The organism is Kitasatospora sp. NPDC023118, assembly GCF_055560875.1.
This window is the reverse complement of the sequence record NZ_JBVHHW010000009.1, coordinates 182,863-200,173: the sequence shown is the minus strand read 5'-3', so window position 1 is coordinate 200,173 and position 17,311 is coordinate 182,863. Positions and strand designations below refer to the sequence as shown.

The window sequence follows — 17,311 nt, the reverse complement described above, 5'->3', positions numbered from 1 at the left end:
GCGGGCCCGACTTCATGAGGGAGTCCACAGCGCGGCCTGAAACCGCCATGATTAACATGAGCTTAAAGCGGCTTCACCCAACCGGGTGGCAAAACGTGGAACTTTGATGAACCGTCAGACGTATCCACCAAGCCGCCGCTCGACGTCCGCCCACGGCACGACCGGTCTGACCAGCGCGGATCCGGCTCCAGGCGGCCGCTCGGCGCAGAACGAGCGCCATGTCGACAAAGCTGTTCGACCGCGCAGAGTGAACGACCACTCGAACAGCACTACGGATGCCTCGGAATTTCGGCACAGCTCGCACAGAATTGCCCACGATTCATTCCGGCCCACCAGCCCCAGGAACACCCTTCCACCGAAGCCCGACCGCCGGACCGAGCCGTGCTCCGGTCCGGGATCCGACCGGCCCCTGTCCTACATCAAGGCCGTTGACATAACCTGTCGGGCATGAGCGAACGCGTGGTGCCCGAACCCGAACGCCGACGCCGCCGGCCCACCAAGCAGGGCGTGGTGCTCTCCCGGGAGCTGATCGTCGACACCGCGCTGCGGCTGATAGGACAGCACGGGGCCGACGCCCTCACCGTCCGACGGCTCGGCACCGCCCTCGGCGCCGACCCCAGCGCGGTCTACCGCTACTTCCACAGCACCGACGACCTGCTGCTGGCCATCGCCGACGAGCTGATCGGGCGCGCGCAGGCGGGCTGGCAGCCGACCGGCGACTGGCGGGCCGATCTGAGGGCCATCGGCCTGCGGATCCACTCCGCCTACCAGGCCCACCCGCAGGCCGCCGTACTGGCCGCCCACCGCACCACCGGCCGCACCCACGAGACCGCCGCCGTCGAGGCGATCCTCGGGGTCCTGCGCAGGGCGGGCTTCCCGAACCCGGAGGCGGTGCGGATCTACCACGCCTTCGTGGACCAGAGCCTGGGGTTCGCCGCGCTGGACGCCGCCGCCCTCGCCCTGCCCGCTCCGGCGGCCCGCGCGGACCTGGAGGTCTGGCAGGCGTCCTACGCGCGCCTCGACGCCGCCACCCACCCGAACATCGCGGCCACCGCCCACCTGCTCACCGGCGACATGCGGCGCAGCGGCTACCCGTACGCCCTCGACCTGCTCCTGGACGCGGCCGCGGCCCGGCTGGCGGCGACGGGCTGAGCATGGGGCCGGGCGCGGGGCTCGGCGAGGGCACGGCTCCGAAGGCCGACCGTCGCCGGGCCCGGTCGGCCCGGCGACGGCGAACGGTGCGACGGGGCGGGCACGGTCAGTCGGCGGCGTGGACCAACTCGCCGCCGACGTACGTCCGCAGCACCCGGGCCGCCGCGATCTCCTCGGCGGGTCCGGTCAGGATGTCCCGGTCGAGGACGACCAGGTCGGCGAGCTGCCCGACGGCCAGCGTGCCCGCGTCGTCGTGGCCGTTCAGATGGGCGGAGCCGGCCGTGTAGGCGGCGAGGGCGGCGCCGAGGTCCAGGCGCTGCTCGGGCAGGAAGACCCGGCCGTCGACGGCCTCCGGCTCCATCCGGTTGACCGCCACGTGCAGGCCGGCCAGCGGATCCGGGCTGCTCACCGGCCAGTCGCTGCCCGCCGCCAGGGTGGCGCCCGCGCGCTGGAGCGCGCCGAACGGGTACTGCCAGGCGGCGCGTTCGGGGCCGAGGAAGGGAATGGTCAGCTCGTCCATCTGCGGTTCGTGGGCGGCCCACAGCGGCTGGATGTTGGCGATCGCGCCGAGCCGGGCGAAGCGGGGGACGTCGTCCGGGTGGACCACCTGGAGGTGGGCGAGGTGGTGGCGGGTGTCGCGCCACCCGTTGGCGGTGCGGGCGGCCTCGACGGCGTCCAGGGCCTCGCGGACCGCGCGGTCGCCGAGGGCGTGGAAGTGCACCTGGAAGCCGAGCGCGTCCAGTGCGGTGACGTACCCGCGCAGTGCGACCGGATCGACGAAGCTGAGGCCCGAGTTGGCGGTGGCGCAGCCGCAGCCGTCCAGGTAGGGGCTGGTCATCGCGGCGGTGAAGTTCTCCGCGATGCCGTCCTGCATGATCTTCACCGAGCCGGCCCGGAACCGGCCCTGGCTCAACTCGGTTCGGCGCGCCAGCAGTTCGGGGATCTGTTCGGCGCCCCGGTCGCGGTCCCACCAGAGCGCGCCGGTCACCCGGGCGGTCAGGGCGCCGGAGCGGGCGGCGGCCAGGTAGGCGTCGGAGGGGTCCGGCTGGCCGTTGAACTCGCCGAGCAGGGCGTCCTGCCAGCCGGTGATGCCGAGCGAGTGCAGCAGGCGCTGCGCCCGCAGCAGGCCGTCCACCCGCTCGGCGGTGGTGGTGGCCGGCACCAGCCGGGCGACCAGGGCGGTGGCGCCTTCCTGGAGCGTGCCGCTGGGCGTGCCGTCGCCCTCGCGCTCGATCCGGCCGTCGGCCGGGTCGGGGGTGTCGCGGGTGAGGCCGGCCAGTTCCAGGGCCCGGGTGTTGACCCAGGCGCCGTGGTGGTCGCGGTTGGTGAGGTAGACCGGGCGGTCCGGGACGACGGAGTCGAGCAGCTGCCGGGTCGGCAGCCCACCGTCGAAGCTCTCCAGCGACCAGCCGCTGCCGATGATCCACGCCTGCCCGGGGTTGGCCTCGGCGTAGGCGCGGATCCGCCCCAGGTACTCGGCCACGCCGACCGTGCCGGTGAGGTCACAGGCGGCCAACTCGGTTCCGCCGTACACCGCGTGGATGTGGGCGTCCTGGAAGCCCGGCAGCAGCAGCTTGCCGGTGAGGTCCACGACCTCGGTCTTCGGCCCGATCAGCTCGCGGACCTCGTCGTGCCCGACGGCGGTGATCCGCTCGCCGGTGACGGCCAGGCTGGTCGCCCGGGTGCGGGCGGCGTCGCCGGTGTGGATGGGGCCGTGGGTGAGGACCAGATCGGCCTGGGTCATGGGTGCTCCGTTCTCGGGTTGCGCGTTGCGCGTTGCGCGTCGGTCGTGCGGGAGTCGCTCAGTCGGCGGGGTGGAGGAAGTACGGTGAGCGGCGCCGCCAGCGGGCCCAGGCCGCCGACGGGAGTCCGGTGACGACCATCAGTGCCACCACGGTCAGCTCGAACCAGCCGTTGTCGGCGGAGAGTTCGAAGTGGTCGGCGGAGTCGTAGAAGGTCCAGGCGAGGTAGCCGCCGACGGCGAGCAGCGCGGCGGCGCCGAGCAGCGGGCCGACCACGGCGCGCAGCCCCTGCAACGGGTCGGTGCGCAGCAGGTGGCGGAAGCGGACGGCGGCCGCGACGGCGGTGAGCGCGTAGTAGAGCGCGACGATGACGCCGATCGCGTTGACGGCGGCCGAGATCAGGTCGTTGACGGTGGGGATGGCGATCGAGGCGAGGGCCAGCAGGACGGCGACGCCGGTGATCAGCAGGGTGCCGACGGCGGGGGTGGCGTGCTTGCGGTGCAGCCGGGTCCAGACCGGGCCGAGCACGCCGTCGCGGCCCATCGCGTACATCCCGCGCGCGGTCGGGATCACCGAGGACTGCAGCGAGGCCACGGCGGAGAACGTCAGCGCGATCAACGGCAGTGCGGCCAGCGGTTGGTGGGCGAGCCTGGTGCCGAAGTAGGTCAGTCCGTGCGCGCCGTTGTCGGCCAACTCGTCGAGCGGGAGGACCCGTTGGAAGGCGGTGCCGGCCAGCAGGAAGAGCAGCATCATCACCACCAGGGCGAGGAAGCCGCCCCGGGAGGCGTCGCGCGGGTCGCGCACCTCCTCGCCGACGCTGAACACCGACTCGAAGCCCCAGTAGCAGAACACCGCCAGCACCATGCCCTGGGCCACCGCGCCGAAGGAGGGGATGTCGAAGGGGTTGTACCACTGGAGGGAGAACGGTTGGTCACCCGCGAGGAGCCCGTACCCGCAGAAGCCGAGCAGCACCAGGTACTCGAAGACCAGCAGCGCCTTCTGCAGCCGGGCGGCGAGATCGAGCCCGCGCACCGCGACGAGTGCGGCGCCGATCAGGACGACGAGGCCGAGCAGGGTGCACTGGACGGTGGAGTCGGCGTCCAGGCGCAGGCCGGCGATGCTGCGCAGGTGCGCTTCGTCCAGGAGTTGGATGACCGCCGAGCCGGTGACGGTGGTGGTGTAGGCCATGAAGACCACCGTGCCGACGGTGTTCACCCAGCCGGTGAGGAAGCCCAGCCAGGGGCTGAGGGTCCGGCCCACCCAGCGGTAGCTGCTGCCGGCGTCGGGCTCGACGGCGTTCAGCCGCCCGTAGCCGCCCGCGATGGCGAGCACCGGGAGGAAGGCCAGCAGCATGATCGCGGGCAGGTGGAGGCCGACCACCCCGGCCATCAGGCCCAGGCCGATGCCGATGCTGCTGGTGGCGGCCGTACTGGAGGCGGCGATCACCGCGCCGTCGAGGAGGCCGATGGACTTGTGCATGGCGCCGTGGCCGGCGCCCGTTCTCGGACCGCTGCCCGTGTCCTTCACCGTGGATGCCAACGGATCACCGCCTTGGTCGTGGGGGTGGGGGTGGGGGAAGTGCGAGCCATGAAACCGGCGGCGCCCTCGCACGTCAATGCCGTTGTCATAAGGGCTCCACCGGTCCGGGCGGATGCGGCATTCGCCGGGCGCGTGCAGGGTGGAGGGGTACGAACCGCCCGGGCGGCGACTGTCCGTAACACTGCGCACGCCGTCCGCCGGGCAACCCCAGCCGCCGCCCTACGACCGAAGGAGGCGCCATGCCGACCAGGACGATCCCCCGTCGGGCTCTGGCGCTGACCGCCGCCGCCCTCGCCGTCCTGCCGACCGCCGTGCTCGCGGCGTCCTCGCACGCGGCCTCCACGCCTGCGCCCACACCGACCACCAACGCCGCCCCGGTCAGCTTCGTCGACCTGCCCGACAGCCAGCTCCCCAGCGACCACGCGCCGCACGCGATCACCGTCACCTACCGCAACCCCGCGTCGACGGACCAGACGGTCGCCCCGCAGATCCTCATCGAGTCGCCCGACAACGGCCCGTTCCTCGACGCGGCGCAGATCAGACTCGAACTGCTGGGGACGGACAGGCGCTGGCACACCGTGTCGCTCGGCAGCCAGACCGGCACCCTGTTCACCGACCTCATCCCGGCGAAGACCGTCCTGCACGGCCACCACACGCTCACCGAGCACTACCGGGTGACGGTCCTCAAGGGGCCCGCCCAGGGCTCGGTCGAGCCCCGGGTGGCGATCTACGCCTGATCCTGGTCAGGTCCGGTCCGCCCCCGCAGCCACGAGGGCGCCCAAGCGGGCGGCAGCTTCGGCGAGTTCGGCGGGTTCGGCGGCAGCGGCGAAGCCCAGGCGCAGGTGGCCGGCGGGCGGCTCGGCCGGGAAGTGGTGGTGGCCGAGGTTGACCGACACCCCGTGCGCCGGTGCCGCCTGCGCGACGGCCGCCTCGGTGCGGCCGGACGGTAGCCGCACCCACAGGTGCAGGGGCGGCCTGTCCTCCGGCCTGCTCACCGGGCAACTGGGTGCCCGGTGCGCTCTGACCGTGGCCGCGACCGGCTCCGCCACTGTCGTCATGGCGCTGCGGCTCTCCCCGGTCAGCCGCCTCCGGGCGTTGCCGACCACACCGGCGTGCGCTTGCGACTAGCGCTTGCGCCGGCCAGCCCCGACGGCCCGTCGCCGTGCGGCGGCGGGCCGTCGGGGCGCTCATCGGAAGCGCACGCCGCGCCCCAACTCGCCCCCCGTGCTTCCAAGTTCCACTTGGGAAAGCATCGCCGCCACTTATAGGAGTAGTCACTCGTTAGAGTGAGTTTGGCGACCTCGCGTCCCGCATTCGCGCAGCAAGTGTCCGCTATCCGGCGAGTTCAAACATGGTCACACCCATCAAATCCAGGGGCAACAATCACCGGGTCGACCTGACGGCACCTGACGACACGTCGGTTGTTCAAATACCGGAGAGAGGACCAGTCGTGACCACCGAGGCCGTTCCGCAGAGCCAGCCCAACCAGCAGAGCCTCAGTACCTCCGCAGCCCGGAACCTCGCCACCACCACCAAGACCGTGCCGCAGATGCTCGGGATCACCCCCCGGTACCTGCTGCGCGCGCTCCCCTGGGTCGACCTGGAGGCGGGTGTCTACCGGGTCAACCGCCGCCGGGGCTTCATCCTCGGCGACGGGCTGGTCAGCACGTACGTCGACGGCGCCGGCGCCACCCGGGTCATCGCCGAGGACCTGCGCGAGCTGGCCTTCCTCAGCCAGGTGGACAGCCCGGTGCTCGCCGCGCTGGCGAGCGGGTTCGTCGAGCGCGAGGTCGCGCCCGGCGAGCTGATCGTCGACGCCGACGCCCCGGCCGACCAGCTGCACATCATCGCCTTCGGCCGCGCCGAGAAGCGCGCCACCGGCGCGTACGGCTCGGACGCCCTGCTGGCCGTCCTCGGCGAGGGCGACTTCTTCGACGCCGCCGCCTGGGCCGACGGCACCGCGACGACGTACCAGGTCAAGGCCGTCACCAGCTGTACCGTGCTCTCCCTCGATCGCCGCGTACTCGTCGAACTCGCCGACCGGGAACCGTCGTTGCGCGCCCGGCTGACCGAGTTCACGGCCGGCCAGACCCCGACCGACCCCGAGCACCCGATCGACCTCCACTCGGGTCACTCCGGCGAGCCGTACCTGCCGGAGACCTTCGTCGACTACGACGAGAGCCCGCGCGAGTACGAGCTGAGCATCGCGCAGACCGTCCTCAAGGTGCACACCCGCGTCGCGGACATCTACAACTCCGACATCGACCAGGTCCAGGCCCAACTCCGCCTGACCGTCGAGGCGCTGCGCGAGCGTCAGGAGTGGGAGATGCTCAACCACCCCGAGTACGGTCTGCTCAACAACGTCGCCGCGACCCAGCGCGTGCGCACCCGCAAGGGCGCGCCCACCCCCGACGACCTGGACGAACTGCTCGCCCGGGTCTGGAAGCAGCCCGCGTTCTTCCTGGCCCATCCGCGGGCGATCGCCGCGTTCGGGCGCGAGTGCACCCGGCGCGGGGTGCCGCCGCAGATCGTCGAGCTGTTCGGCAGCCCGTTCCTGACCTGGCGCGGCGTGCCGCTGCTGCCGTCCGACAAGCTGGACCTCAAGGGCTCGGCGAACTCGGCGCCCGGCACCACCAACATCCTGCTGATGCGCGTCGGCGAGGAGCGCCAGGGCGTGGTGGGCCTGCGACCGGCGAAGGTCCCGGACGAGGTCGAGCCCGGCCTGGCGGTGCGCCCGATGGGCGTGGACCGGCAGGCCATCACCTCCTACCTGGTGACCGGCTACTTCTCGACCGCCGCGCTCGTGGACGACGCCATCGCGGTGCTCCAGAACGTCGAGGTGTCGAACTACCATGACTACTCCTGACGGATTCGGGCGCGGTACGGGGATCCACGGGGCACCGGGCGGCCTCGCGACGGCAACGACCCCGACGGCGGCAGCCCCGACGGCCACGGTCCCGACGGCGGCGGCCCTGTCCGCCGCGCCCCCGAACCCGCTCCCCGACGCGCTCGCCCACGCCGCCGGCGGCCCCCGCTACTGGCTGCCCGCCCAGGCCACCCCGAGCACGCCGCCCACCGCACCCACCGGCGGATTCGACGTCGAGGCCGTCCGCCGCGACTTCCCGCAGCTGCACCGCGAGGTCAACGGCCGCCCGCTGGTCTGGCTGGACAACGGCGCCACCACCCTCAAGCCCCGCCAGGTGGTCGAGGCCGTCGGCGAGCACTACGCCACCGGCACCTCCAACGTCCACCGCGGCGCGCACACCCTCGCCAAACAGGCCACCCAGATCTACGAGGAGGGCCGCGCCGAGGCCGCCAAGCTGCTCGGCACCCCGGACCCGGACGAGATCGTCTTCGTCCGGGGCACCACCGAGGCCGTCAACCTGGTCGCGCAGACCTGGGGCCGGGCCAACCTGGGCGTCGGCGACGAGATCCTGGTCTCCGCCGCCGAGCACCACTCCAACCTGGTGCCCTGGCAGCTGATCGCCAAGGAGCGCCGGGCCCGGGTCGTGCCCATCCCGCTGCTCCCCGACGGGCAGCTGGACCAGGACGCGTACCGGGACCTGCTCGGCTTCCGCACCAAACTGGTGGCGCTCACCCACGCGTCCAACGTGCTGGGGACGGTCCCGCCGGTGGCCGAGATGACCGCGCTCGCCCACCGGTACGGCGCCAAGGTGCTCGTCGACGGCGCCCAGGCGGTGAGCCACTTCCCGGTGGACGTCACCGCCCTGGACGCCGACTTCTACACCTTCTCGGGGCACAAGGTCTTCGCCCCGACCGGGATCGGCGCGCTGTACGGCAAACGGGAGCTGCTGGAGGCCATGCCCCCGTGGCAGGGCGGCGGCAACATGATCGACTCGGTGAGCTTCACGGAGACGACCTACGCCCCCGTTCCGCACCGCCTGGAGGCCGGCACCGGCCACATCGGCGGGGTCGCCGGGCTGCGGGCGGCCCTGCGGTACCTGTCCGGGCTGGACCGGCAGGCCGCCACCGCGCACGAGGAGCAGCTCACCGCGTACGCCACCGCCGCGCTGGCGACCGTACCCGGGCTCCGGCTGATCGGCAGCGCGCCGGGCAAGATCGGGGTGCTGACCTTCCTGCTCGCCGGGACCGACCCGATCGCCCTCGCCGGGGCGCTCGACCAGCAGGGCATCGCGATCCGCGCCGGTCACCACTGCGCCCAACCCGCTCTCGCCGCCTACGGGTTGCAGAGCGCGGCCCGGGCCTCGCTCGCCCTGTACAACACCGTGCAGGACGTCGATGCCCTGGTGACCGCCCTCCAGGGCATCCAGGCGGAGGCCGCCGCCTCGTAACCCGTCTCGGGGGCGGCACCGGATCGGGTGCCCGCCCCCGAGACCCCCTGCGGCTACTCCCCGACCGAGGCGACCGAGCCGACCGAGGCGACCGAGCCGACCGAGGCGGCGGCCCCGCAGCGGGCCGCGTACTCCGCCAGGCCCTCGGCGGTGGCCCCCGCCCAGCCGACGTAGCCGTCCGGGCGGACGAGGAACACGCCGGAACCGTACGCCTCATAGGCCGGGATGCGGACCACCGGCACGTCCAGCGCGGGCAGTTCGACCGGCGCGCCGACCGCCGGGCCGACCGCCGGGCCGACCGCCGGGCCGACCGTCAGCAGCGTCCAGTGCGGCCCCCGGAAGGCGTCGAACAACCGGATGCCGCCGCGCCTGCCGTCCGGCGCGCGGTCCCCGGCCCGCAGCGCCTCCGCCCCCAGGCCCGGGCGGGTGTCCACGGCGAGCGTTGACTCCCGGTAGCCGAGACCGAGTTGCCGGGTGGCCCGGCCCCGACGGACCTCGCCGCGGTGGACCCTGGTCGACAGCTCCAGCATCGCCGCGGCGTTGGCCCGGCGCTCCTCCTGGTAGCTGTCGAGCAGCGCGGCGTCCGCCCGGCCGGTGAGCACCGCGGCGAGCTTCCAGCCGAGGTTGTAGGCGTCCTGGATGCTGGTGTTCAGGCCCTGCCCGCCCGCCGGGGAGTGCACGTGGGCCGCGTCGCCCGCGAGGAACAAACCCGGCCGGACCGGAAGCGGTCGGCGAGCGCCGCGCGCGGCCGGAACTCGGACGCCCAGCCCACCCCGGCGACCTGCTCGGCACTCAGATGCGAGCGCTCGGCGACGAGCGTGCGGATGCCGTCGAGCGAGAGGTCGACGCTCGCCCCCTCCGGGAGCCGGGCGATCAGCTGGAACTCCTCGGTGTCGGCCAGCGGGCAGAGCGCCAGCAGGCCCTGCTCGGCCTGGAAGATGTGCCAGTGCTCGCGGCCGAGCCCGGTGAGCCGGATGTCCGCGACCAGCATCGGGTCCGGGTCGACGGTCTCCCCGGTCATGCCGATGCCGAGCAGCCGGCGCACCGTCGAGCGCCCGCCGTCGGCGGCGACCGCGTAGCGCGCCCGGACCGGGCCGCCGGAGGCGAACTCGGCGGTCACGCCCCGCTCGTCCTGGGTCAGGCCGACCAGCTCGCGTCCGAAGGCGACCTCGCCGCCCAGCTCCCGCAGCCTCCGGTACAGCACCTGCTGGGTGCGCCACTGGGGGAGCATCAGCGTCTCGGCGTACGGCTCGGCCTCGGAGGGCTCGGCCGGGTCGAACATCGAGCGCTCACCCTGCGGTTCGCCGTCCCGCCAGAACAGGTTCGGCGGGTAGTGGCCGGCCGCCGCGCGGATCTCGGCGAGCACGCCGAGGTCGTCCAGGACCTTCAGGGTGCGCGGCTGGAGGCCCTTGCCGCGCGAGCCGGGGAAGAGCTCCGTACCGCGCTCGACCGGCAGCGCGGCGACGCCGTGCCGGGCGAGGTCCAGGGCGAGGGCGAGGCCGGTGGGGCCGGCGCCGACGATCAGGACCTCGGTGTCCGTCGCGTGGACGGACCTGCCGTGGGTGGTCACGGCCACCCCCTTCAACGTTGTCAAACAGCCGTCGCCCCCAGCCTGTCGGGCCTGAAATCGCCGGCCGGTGTCCCGTAATCGATGCATTCGACGGACTTGTCTGCCAAACCGCCGCCCCTGACGCATCGTTCCGTACCCGCGCGGTTAACCTCCCGTTTACATACCCTTGTTGACCGCGTTCACCTCCAGTGTCTAGTTTCGAGCCGCCGCTGTCGTGCTACGCGCGTCACGGCCCCAACTTCTGACACAGATGACGATGACGTCGAGGACCCAACCATGCACGCAGTCCCCACCCGCAAGCGGTGGCTCCGGTACGGTGCCGGCCTGATCGGTGCGGCCTCGCTGACCGCGTTCGGCGGCACGCCCGCCGCCTTCGCGGCCGACGGCCCGCAGACCGCCACGCCGATCAAGCACCTGGTGGTCATATTCCAGGAGAACGTCTCCTTCGACCACTACTTCGGCACCTACCCGAACGCGGCCAACACCGCCGACGACAAGGTGAAGTTCACCGCCAAGCCCGGCACCCCCGAGGTGGACGGCCTCAGCGACGACCTGCTTCACAAGAACCCGAACCGGAACAACCCGCAGCGGCTGGGCCCGGCGCAGGCCGTCACCTGCGACCAGGACCACACCTACAAGGACGAGCAGCTCGCCTTCGACGGCGGCAAGATGGACAAGTTCGTCGAGCACACCGACATCGAGAGCTGCAAGGCCCCGATGTACACCGCGCCCGGCCTGGTGATGGACTACTACGACGGCAACACCGTCACCGGCTACTGGAACTACGCCCAGCGCTTCGCGATGAGCGACAACTCCTTCGGCACCAACTACGGCCCTTCGACGCCCGGCGCGATCAACCTGGTCTCCGGCCAGCTGCACGGCGGCTACCCGGTCGACCCGAAGACCGGTCAGCAGACCACCGACGCCTACGTGGTCGCCTCCCCGGACGCCAAGGGCATCGGCACCGTCATCAACGACCCCGACCCGGGCTACGACGAGTGCTCCAACCCCGCGCACAACCAGCTGGTGATGACCGGCAAGAACGTCGGTGACCTGCTCAACGACAAGGGCGTCAGCTGGGGTTGGTTCCAGGGCGGCTTCAAGCCGACCGGCACCAAGGACGGCAAGGCCGTCTGCGACGCCGCGCACAACAACATCGTCGGCGCCTCGCAGACCGACTACAACCCGCACCACGAGCCGTTCCAGTACTACAAGTCCACGGCGAACCCGAAGCACCTGGCGCCGAAGGACGTGGACGAGATCGGCCACGACGGCCAGGCGAACCACCAGTACGACCTGACCGACTTCGACGCCGCCCTGCAGCACGGCAACCTGCCGGCCGTCAGCTACCTGAAGGCCGCCAACTACCAGGACGGCCACGCGGGTTACTCCGACCCGCTGGACGAGCAGCACTTCGTCGTCGACACCATGAACAAGCTGCAGAAGTCCAAGGACTGGGCCTCCACCGCCGTCGTCATCGCCTACGACGACTCGGACGGCTGGTACGACCACAAGTTCGCCGAGCCGGTCAACGGCTCGCGCGACGCCGCCAACGACGGCCTGAACGGCGCCGGCCAGTGCGGCAAGGACGCCGGCTGGGGCGGCTACGCCGACCGCTGCGGCTTCGGCCCGCGCCTGCCGCTGCTGGTCGCGTCCCCCTACGCCAAGTCCAACTTCGTCGACCACACCCAGACCGACCAGACCTCGATCCTGCGCTTCGTCGAGGACAACTGGAAGACCGGCCGGATCGGCGACTCCTCCTTCGACGAGCACGCCGGCTCCATCGAGGGCATGTTCGACTTCAAGAACGCCCAGTCGGCCACCCTGATCCTGGACCCGGCCACCGGCCAGCCGACCGGCGGCGACGCGACCCCGTCCGGCCGGCCCACCGGCGGCTCCTCGGCCACCACCCCGGCCGGCACGGCGACCTCGACCGACGGCGCCGGCGCCACCTCCGGCAGCGGCTCCGGCACCACCACGGTCGCGGGCGCCACCAGCAGCGCGAGCGGCCCGGCGCTGGCCGCGACCGGTGCCGACTCCAACACCGGGCCGATCGCGGCCGCGGCCGTGGCCCTGCTGGCGCTCGGTGGCGGCGCGGTCTTCCTCGCCCGCCGCAAGCGCGGCCGCCGCGCCTGACGCACGACCGTACCCTGCACCACCCCGACACCGCCGGGTCCTCTTCACCGTGGGCCCGGCGGTGTCCGCGTTCAACCGAGGACCGGGGCGGGCTACCCTTCCCGCCATGACCGCCACCGCCCCACGCCGCCGCACCCTGCTGGCTGGAGCCCTGGCAGCCGCCGTCACCGCCGGGTGCTCGGCCGGAGACGGGCCGGTGCGCTCGCTGCGGCTCGCCACCGGGCCCGAGGGCGGCCCGTACAACGCCTTCGGGCGCTCCTTCACCGAGGCCGTGACAGCAGGCGGGCGGCTGATCCTCACCCCGGTGGGCAGCGCGGCCAGCGTGGACAACCTCCAGCAGCTCGACGACGGCACCGTGGACCTCGCACTGACCACCGCCGACGTGGCCGAGGACGCGGTGCTCGGCCGGGACACCTTCGCCCGCCCGCTCGGGCTGACGGCGCTGGCCCGGGTCTACGTCAACTACCTCCACCTGCTGGCCCCCGCCGACGGCCCGGTGCACGAGCTCGCCGACCTCGCCGACCGCCCGGTGGCGACCGGCGCCGTGGGCTCCGGACTCCAGGTGACGGCCGGGCGGCTGCTGCGGGAGGCGGGGATCGGCGTGCGGCAGCGCTCGCTCGGGCTGGCCCAGTCCCTGGCCGCGCTGCGCACCGGCGCGCTGGACGCGGTGTTCTGGTCCGGCGGGGTGCCGACGCCCGCGGTGTCCGCGCTCGCCCGGGAACTGCCGCTACGGTTCGTCCCGCTGGACGCGGTCGCCGCGCTGCTGCGCGAGCGCTACGGCCCGGTCTACACGGCGGTCACCCTGCCCACCGGCGCGTACGGCCTGCGCGGCCCGGTCGCCACCCTCGGCGTCGGCAACTACCTGACCGCCCGGCCGGAGGTGCCCGAGGACGCCGTCCGGCGGCTGCTGGAGATCCTCTTCGACCAGTGGGCCACCCTGCTGCGGGCCGTCACGGCGGGCGCCCGGCTGGAGCCCCGGTTCGCCGTCTCCACCGGGGCCGTCCCGCTCCACCCGGGGGCGGCGGCCTACTACCGCTCGGTGTACGGTTGACGTCCTCTCCCGGCTGGAGCCGGGGCTGTGCTCAGACTCCGGGCAGCCGGAACTCGACGGTCAGTCCGCGCGGCAGCGCCGGCGCAACGGTGAGCGAGCCGCCGCAGGCGCGCGCCAGCTCGTCCGCGATGGCCAGGCCGAGTCCGGTGCCGGGAACGTTCTGGTGCTCCGGCGCCCGGGCGAACCGCCTCAGCAGCAGGGGAAGTTGGCTCGCCGGAACGCCCGGGCCGCTGTCGGCGACCCGGACCACCGAACCCCCCTCGGGCGTGGCTGCGGCCACCACCCGGACGCGCTCGCCCTCCGGAACGAACTTGCTCGCGTTGTCCAGCAGCGCGTCCAGGATCCGCCCGGTCGCGTCCGGGAGCCCGAGGGCCCGCAGCCCGGGTGCGACCTCCGCCGTCAGCTCCAGCCCGCCCGCCTCGAACACCGGCGCCCACACCGCCACCCGCCCGGTCACCGCCGCGGAGACGTCGTGCTCCTCGACCGGCGCGATGGCCGACTCCATCCGGGCCAGCGCCAGCAGCCCGTCCAGCAACTCCCCCAGCCGGTCCGCCTCGTCCAGGGCCAGCGCGTGCGCCTGCCGCCCGGGGCCGGGCCGGACGTGCGGTTCGGTGTTCTCCAGTTGCAGCACCAGGGTGGCCAGCGGGTTGCGCAGCTGGTGGGACGCGTCGGCGACGAAGTCGCGCTGGCGGCGCAACGAGTCGGCCACGGTCTGCGCCATGCCGGCGAAGTGCCGCCGCAGCCGCCGCAGTTCGGGCGGGCCGGTGTCGGCGGCGACACGGACCTCGAAGCGGCCGCCCGTCACCGTGGCCACCGCCCGGTCCAGTTCGTCGACGGGCCGCAGCAGCCAGCGGGCGATCCCGGCCGCGACCAGGGCGGCGGCGCCGAAGGCGGTGACGGCGCCGGCGGCGATCAGCACCCAGCGCACCAGCACGTCATGGCGCGCGGCGTCGGTGGGGACGGTCAACAGGACGGCTCCGCCCACCCGTTCGTCCTGGCCGACCGGTTCGGCGAGCACCACGGTGTCCGGTCCCCAGGGGCGGACGGTGGGCAGTTCCTCGGTGGAGCGGCCGGTCAGGGCGCGGTCACGGGCCCGGTCCTGGGCCGCCAGCGCGGCCGCGTCGCCCGGGGCCGGGCCGGCCCGGCCGACGGTATGTCCGGTGGTGTCGACCACCGTCACCGCGGCGCCGTAGAGCTGGGCGTAGCGGGTGAGTTCGGCGTCGAGTTCGCGGCGGTCGGCGTCGGTGCGGATCCGGTCGGCGAGGTCGGCGAAGCGCACGCCGTCGGCCCGCCGCTGGAGCAGCAGGTGCTCGGTGCGGCCGCGGGCGTAGGAGTCGGCCAGCGGCAGCGAGAGCAGCAGGACGGCCGTGCCGATCAGGGCGGTCAGCACGGCCAGCAGGCGGCGCCTCATGGGCTGTCGAGTTCGCCGAGCTGGTACCCGTAGCCGCGGATGGTGCGGACCAGGCCGGCCCGCCCGGTCTTGGCCCGGATGCCGGCCACGTGCACGTCCAGCGAGCGCGAGGAGGCGAGGAAGGCGTCGCCCCAGATCCGGTCGAGGATCTCCTCGCGGGAGCGGACGTCGCCGGGTTGGGCGGCGAGCAGCGCGAGGACGTCGAACTCGCGGCGGGTGAGCCGGATCCGGGCGCCGTCGACGGTCACGGTGCGCCCGGCCAGGTCGATCGCCACGTCGCCGGTGCGCACCCGCCGCTCGCCGCCGTCCGGGCCGCCCGGCCCGCCCTGGCCGGGAGCGGAGCCGGTGCGGCGGCGCACGGTGTCGATCCGTGCGATGAGTTCGGCCATCCGGAACGGCTTGATCACGTAGTCGTCGGCGCCGGCCCGCAGGCCCTGCACGATGTCGCGCTCCTCGCTGCGGGCGGTGACCACGATGAGCGGCAGGGAGCAGACGGTGCGGAGCTTGCGCAGCAGGTCGAGGCCGTCCAGGTCGGGCAGGCCGAGGTCGAGCAGGACGAACTCGGCCTCCCGGGCGTGCCGGAGCGCCTCGGTGGCGCGGACCACCCGGCGCACGGTGTGCCCGCGCCGGGCGAGGGCGGTGGCGAGGGCCTGGGCCATGCGGTCGTCGTCCTCGACGAGCAGCATGTGCATGGAACCTCCCCACCGTGGAACCTCTGTGCGGTGCCTACCGTACGGCCTCGGCCGGGGCGGGCGCCGCCGGGGCCTGCTCGGGGCTGAGCACGGCCTGCCGGGTGTCCGGCATCAGCACGTAGGTGACCAGGGAGACCAGGGCGCAGCCGGAGACGTACCAGAAGAAGCCGGACTCGTGCCCGCTGTTCTTGAACCAGAGCGCGATGTACTCGGCGGTGCCGCCGAACAGCGCGTTGGCGAGGGCGTACGGGAGGGCGACGCCGAGGGCGCGGATGCGGGTGGGGAACAGTTCGGCCTTCACGGCCGCGTTGATCGAGGTGTAGCCGGTGACGATCAGCAGCGCGACCAGCGAGAGCCCGAGCGCGGACCAGAAGTCGGAGGCGGAGCCGAGCGCGGTCATCAGCGGATAGGTGCCGACGGTGCAGCCGAGCGCGAAGGTGATCAGCAGCGGGCGGCGGCCGATCCGGTCGGAGAGCAGGCCGGCCAGCGGCTGGACGGCGGCGAAGACGGCGAGTGCGGTGAAGCTGACCAGGGTCGCGGTGTTCTTGGACAGCCCGGCGCTGCCGATCAGGTACTTGGTCAGATAGGTGGTGAAGGTGTAGTAGGCGACGGTGCCGCCGAGGGTGAGGGCCATCACCAGGCCAGCCTGGCGCCGGTGCTCCCAGAGGCTGCGCAGGGTGCCGCGGGCGCCGGCCTGCTCGCCGCCGGCGGTCTCGGCGGCGAAGGCCTCGGTCTCCGGCAGTCGGCGGCGCAGCCAGAGCACCACGGCGGCGAGGACGGCGCCGAGCAGGAAGGGCATCCGCCAGCCCCAGGAGTGCAGTTGGGCGTTGGTGAGGGTGTGCTGCAGGACGATGAGGATGCCGAGGCCGAGGAGTTGGCCGCAGGTCATGGAAACGTACTGGAAGGAGGAGCCGAGCCCGCGCCGGTCGGGCGCCGAGGCCTCGGTCAGGTAGGTGGCGCTGGCGGCGTACTCGCCGCCGATGCTCATGCCCTGGAGCAGCCGGGCGAGCAGCAGGACGACCGCGCCGAGGTAGCCGGCCCGGTCGTAGGTCGGGGCAACGGCGATGAGTACGGCCGCCGCGGACATCATGGTGACGGTCAGGGTGAGCGCGCTCTTGCGCCCGTGCCGGTCGGCGGCCCGGCCGAGCAGCCAGCCGCCGACGGGGCGCATCAGGAAGCCGACGGCGAAGATCCCGGCGGTGTTCATCAGTTTCGCGGTGGAGTTGGAGCCGGGGAAGAAGTCGTCGGCGAAGTAGACCGCGAAGCTGGCGTAGACGAACCAGTCGTACCACTCCACCAGGTTCCCCAGCGACCCGCCGATCAGGGCGAGCCGCCGCCGGGCGCGCTCCTCGCCGGGCGGCTGCGGACGGACGGTGCTGGACGGGGACATGGCGGCTCCCGGATCTGCTGCGGTGGGTGGGTGCCCCAGAGCGTGCAGCCGCCGGCCGGGCGGCGGCAAGGACCACCGCGCAGATCTAACATTCCGCTAAGGAAGCCGCTTGGACGCTCACGGAAGCCGCCTGCTCTCGGGGCCCGGACGCCCGCTGACCGCCCTCGCCCGGGGCAGGAGCCGGCCGCCGAGGGGACACGGGAGCGGTCCGCGGCGGAACACCACATCGTCGCCCCCACACCGAAGGACGTCCGGGACCGAAGGACGTCCGGGACCGCAGGACGTCCGGGCCAAGGCCGAGGACGACGAGACCCC

12 protein-coding genes and 1 pseudogene are annotated in these 17,311 nt (G+C 73.2%); 6 read left to right on the top strand and 7 right to left on the bottom strand.

Translation table 11 applies throughout. From position 1 onward, the window contains the following. Positions 1 to 447 precede the first annotated feature (447 nt). Positions 448 to 1,152 (top strand): TetR/AcrR family transcriptional regulator, encoded by a 705-nt coding sequence (locus tag ACZ3UD_RS14410; protein WP_465586189.1) that lies wholly within the window; start codon positions 448 to 450, stop codon positions 1,150 to 1,152. A 106-nt stretch (positions 1,153 to 1,258) separates the two neighbouring features. On the opposite strand, the gene ACZ3UD_RS14405 is transcribed toward ACZ3UD_RS14410, so the two are convergent. Together ACZ3UD_RS14405 and ACZ3UD_RS14400 are read right to left on the bottom strand one after the other, a co-directional pair. Beyond that, positions 1,259 to 2,896, bottom strand: coding sequence for an amidohydrolase (locus tag ACZ3UD_RS14405; protein WP_465586187.1), 1,638 nt, complete (start codon positions 2,894 to 2,896; stop codon positions 1,259 to 1,261). 58 nt (positions 2,897 to 2,954) lie between these two features. Then, complete coding sequence (locus ACZ3UD_RS14400; RefSeq protein ID WP_465586331.1) at positions 2,955 to 4,373, bottom strand: APC family permease; 1,419 nt, start codon at positions 4,371 to 4,373, stop codon at positions 2,955 to 2,957. Between the two features lie 299 nt (positions 4,374 to 4,672). Between ACZ3UD_RS14400 and ACZ3UD_RS14395 the strand changes: the two genes are divergently transcribed. Continuing rightward, positions 4,673 to 5,170 (top strand): signal peptide protein, encoded by a 498-nt coding sequence (locus tag ACZ3UD_RS14395; RefSeq protein WP_465586185.1) that lies wholly within the window; start codon positions 4,673 to 4,675, stop codon positions 5,168 to 5,170. A gap of 6 nt (positions 5,171 to 5,176) precedes the next feature. Here ACZ3UD_RS14395 and ACZ3UD_RS14390 read toward each other — a convergent pair whose 3' ends face one another. Beyond that, positions 5,177 to 5,428 carry a hypothetical protein gene (locus ACZ3UD_RS14390; RefSeq protein ID WP_465586183.1) on the bottom strand — a complete coding sequence of 84 codons (252 nt, stop codon included), beginning with the start codon at positions 5,426 to 5,428 and terminating at the stop codon, positions 5,177 to 5,179. 455 nt (positions 5,429 to 5,883) lie between these two features. Here ACZ3UD_RS14390 and ACZ3UD_RS14385 point away from each other — a divergent pair, with 455 nt between their 5' ends. Next, positions 5,884 to 7,299, top strand: coding sequence for a family 2B encapsulin nanocompartment shell protein (locus tag ACZ3UD_RS14385; protein ID WP_465586181.1), 1,416 nt, complete (start codon positions 5,884 to 5,886; stop codon positions 7,297 to 7,299). After that, positions 7,286 to 8,746: a SufS family cysteine desulfurase gene (locus tag ACZ3UD_RS14380; RefSeq protein WP_465586180.1), complete on the top strand. Its 1,461-nt coding sequence runs from the start codon at positions 7,286 to 7,288 to the stop codon at positions 8,744 to 8,746. The genes ACZ3UD_RS14385 and ACZ3UD_RS14380 overlap by 14 nt, the downstream gene beginning before the upstream one ends. A 53-nt stretch (positions 8,747 to 8,799) precedes the next feature. On the opposite strand, the pseudogene ACZ3UD_RS14375 reads toward ACZ3UD_RS14380, so the two are convergent. Further along, positions 8,800 to 10,322 (bottom strand): annotated as a pseudogene (locus ACZ3UD_RS14375) (FAD-dependent monooxygenase). A gap of 270 nt (positions 10,323 to 10,592) precedes the next feature. Here ACZ3UD_RS14375 and ACZ3UD_RS14370 point away from each other — a divergent pair. Both ACZ3UD_RS14370 and ACZ3UD_RS14365 read left to right on the top strand, forming a co-directional pair. After that, positions 10,593 to 12,452, top strand: a complete 1,860-nt coding sequence (locus tag ACZ3UD_RS14370; RefSeq protein WP_465586179.1) for a phospholipase C — start codon at positions 10,593 to 10,595, stop codon at positions 12,450 to 12,452. A gap of 106 nt (positions 12,453 to 12,558) precedes the next feature. Further along, on the top strand, positions 12,559 to 13,503 hold the full coding sequence (locus tag ACZ3UD_RS14365) for a TAXI family TRAP transporter solute-binding subunit (protein WP_465586177.1): 945 nt from the start codon (positions 12,559 to 12,561) through the stop codon (positions 13,501 to 13,503). A 31-nt stretch (positions 13,504 to 13,534) separates the two neighbouring features. On the opposite strand, the gene ACZ3UD_RS14360 is transcribed toward ACZ3UD_RS14365, so the two are convergent. The 3 genes from ACZ3UD_RS14360 to ACZ3UD_RS14350 are packed head-to-tail and all read right to left on the bottom strand — an operon-like array spanning position 13,535 to position 16,996. Next, the gene (locus tag ACZ3UD_RS14360; protein WP_465586176.1) at positions 13,535 to 14,914 is read right to left on the bottom strand and encodes a sensor histidine kinase; all 1,380 of its coding nucleotides are present in this window, start codon (positions 14,912 to 14,914) and stop codon (positions 13,535 to 13,537) included. Then, positions 14,911 to 15,606 carry a response regulator transcription factor gene (locus ACZ3UD_RS14355; RefSeq protein ID WP_465586174.1) on the bottom strand — a complete coding sequence of 232 codons (696 nt, stop codon included), beginning with the start codon at positions 15,604 to 15,606 and terminating at the stop codon, positions 14,911 to 14,913. Before ACZ3UD_RS14355 ends, ACZ3UD_RS14360 begins: the two co-directional genes overlap by 4 nt. Positions 15,607 to 15,640: 34 nt before the next feature. Then, a complete protein-coding gene (locus ACZ3UD_RS14350; protein WP_465586173.1) occupies positions 15,641 to 16,996 on the bottom strand; it encodes an MFS transporter in 1,356 nt (451 codons plus the stop codon). Between the last annotated feature and the right edge of the window lie 315 nt (positions 16,997 to 17,311).

What these genes read in the sequence shown, in the direction of transcription:
- ACZ3UD_RS14410 (WP_465586189.1), top strand. Translation starts at nt 448, where the DNA reads ATGAGCGAACGCGTGGTGCCCGAACCCGAACGCCGACGCCGCCGGCCC.
- ACZ3UD_RS14405 (WP_465586187.1), bottom strand. Translation starts at nt 2,896, where the DNA reads ATGACCCAGGCCGATCTGGTCCTCACCCACGGCCCCATCCACACCGGC.
- ACZ3UD_RS14400 (WP_465586331.1), bottom strand. Translation starts at nt 4,373, where the DNA reads ATGCACAAGTCCATCGGCCTCCTCGACGGCGCGGTGATCGCCGCCTCC.
- ACZ3UD_RS14395 (WP_465586185.1), top strand. Translation starts at nt 4,673, where the DNA reads ATGCCGACCAGGACGATCCCCCGTCGGGCTCTGGCGCTGACCGCCGCC.
- ACZ3UD_RS14380 (WP_465586180.1), top strand. Translation starts at nt 7,286, where the DNA reads ATGACTACTCCTGACGGATTCGGGCGCGGTACGGGGATCCACGGGGCA.
- ACZ3UD_RS14370 (WP_465586179.1), top strand. Translation starts at nt 10,593, where the DNA reads ATGCACGCAGTCCCCACCCGCAAGCGGTGGCTCCGGTACGGTGCCGGC.
- ACZ3UD_RS14365 (WP_465586177.1), top strand. Translation starts at nt 12,559, where the DNA reads ATGACCGCCACCGCCCCACGCCGCCGCACCCTGCTGGCTGGAGCCCTG.
- ACZ3UD_RS14360 (WP_465586176.1), bottom strand. Translation starts at nt 14,914, where the DNA reads ATGAGGCGCCGCCTGCTGGCCGTGCTGACCGCCCTGATCGGCACGGCC.
- ACZ3UD_RS14355 (WP_465586174.1), bottom strand. Translation starts at nt 15,606, where the DNA reads ATGCACATGCTGCTCGTCGAGGACGACGACCGCATGGCCCAGGCCCTC.
- ACZ3UD_RS14350 (WP_465586173.1), bottom strand. Translation starts at nt 16,996, where the DNA reads ATGTCCCCGTCCAGCACCGTCCGTCCGCAGCCGCCCGGCGAGGAGCGC.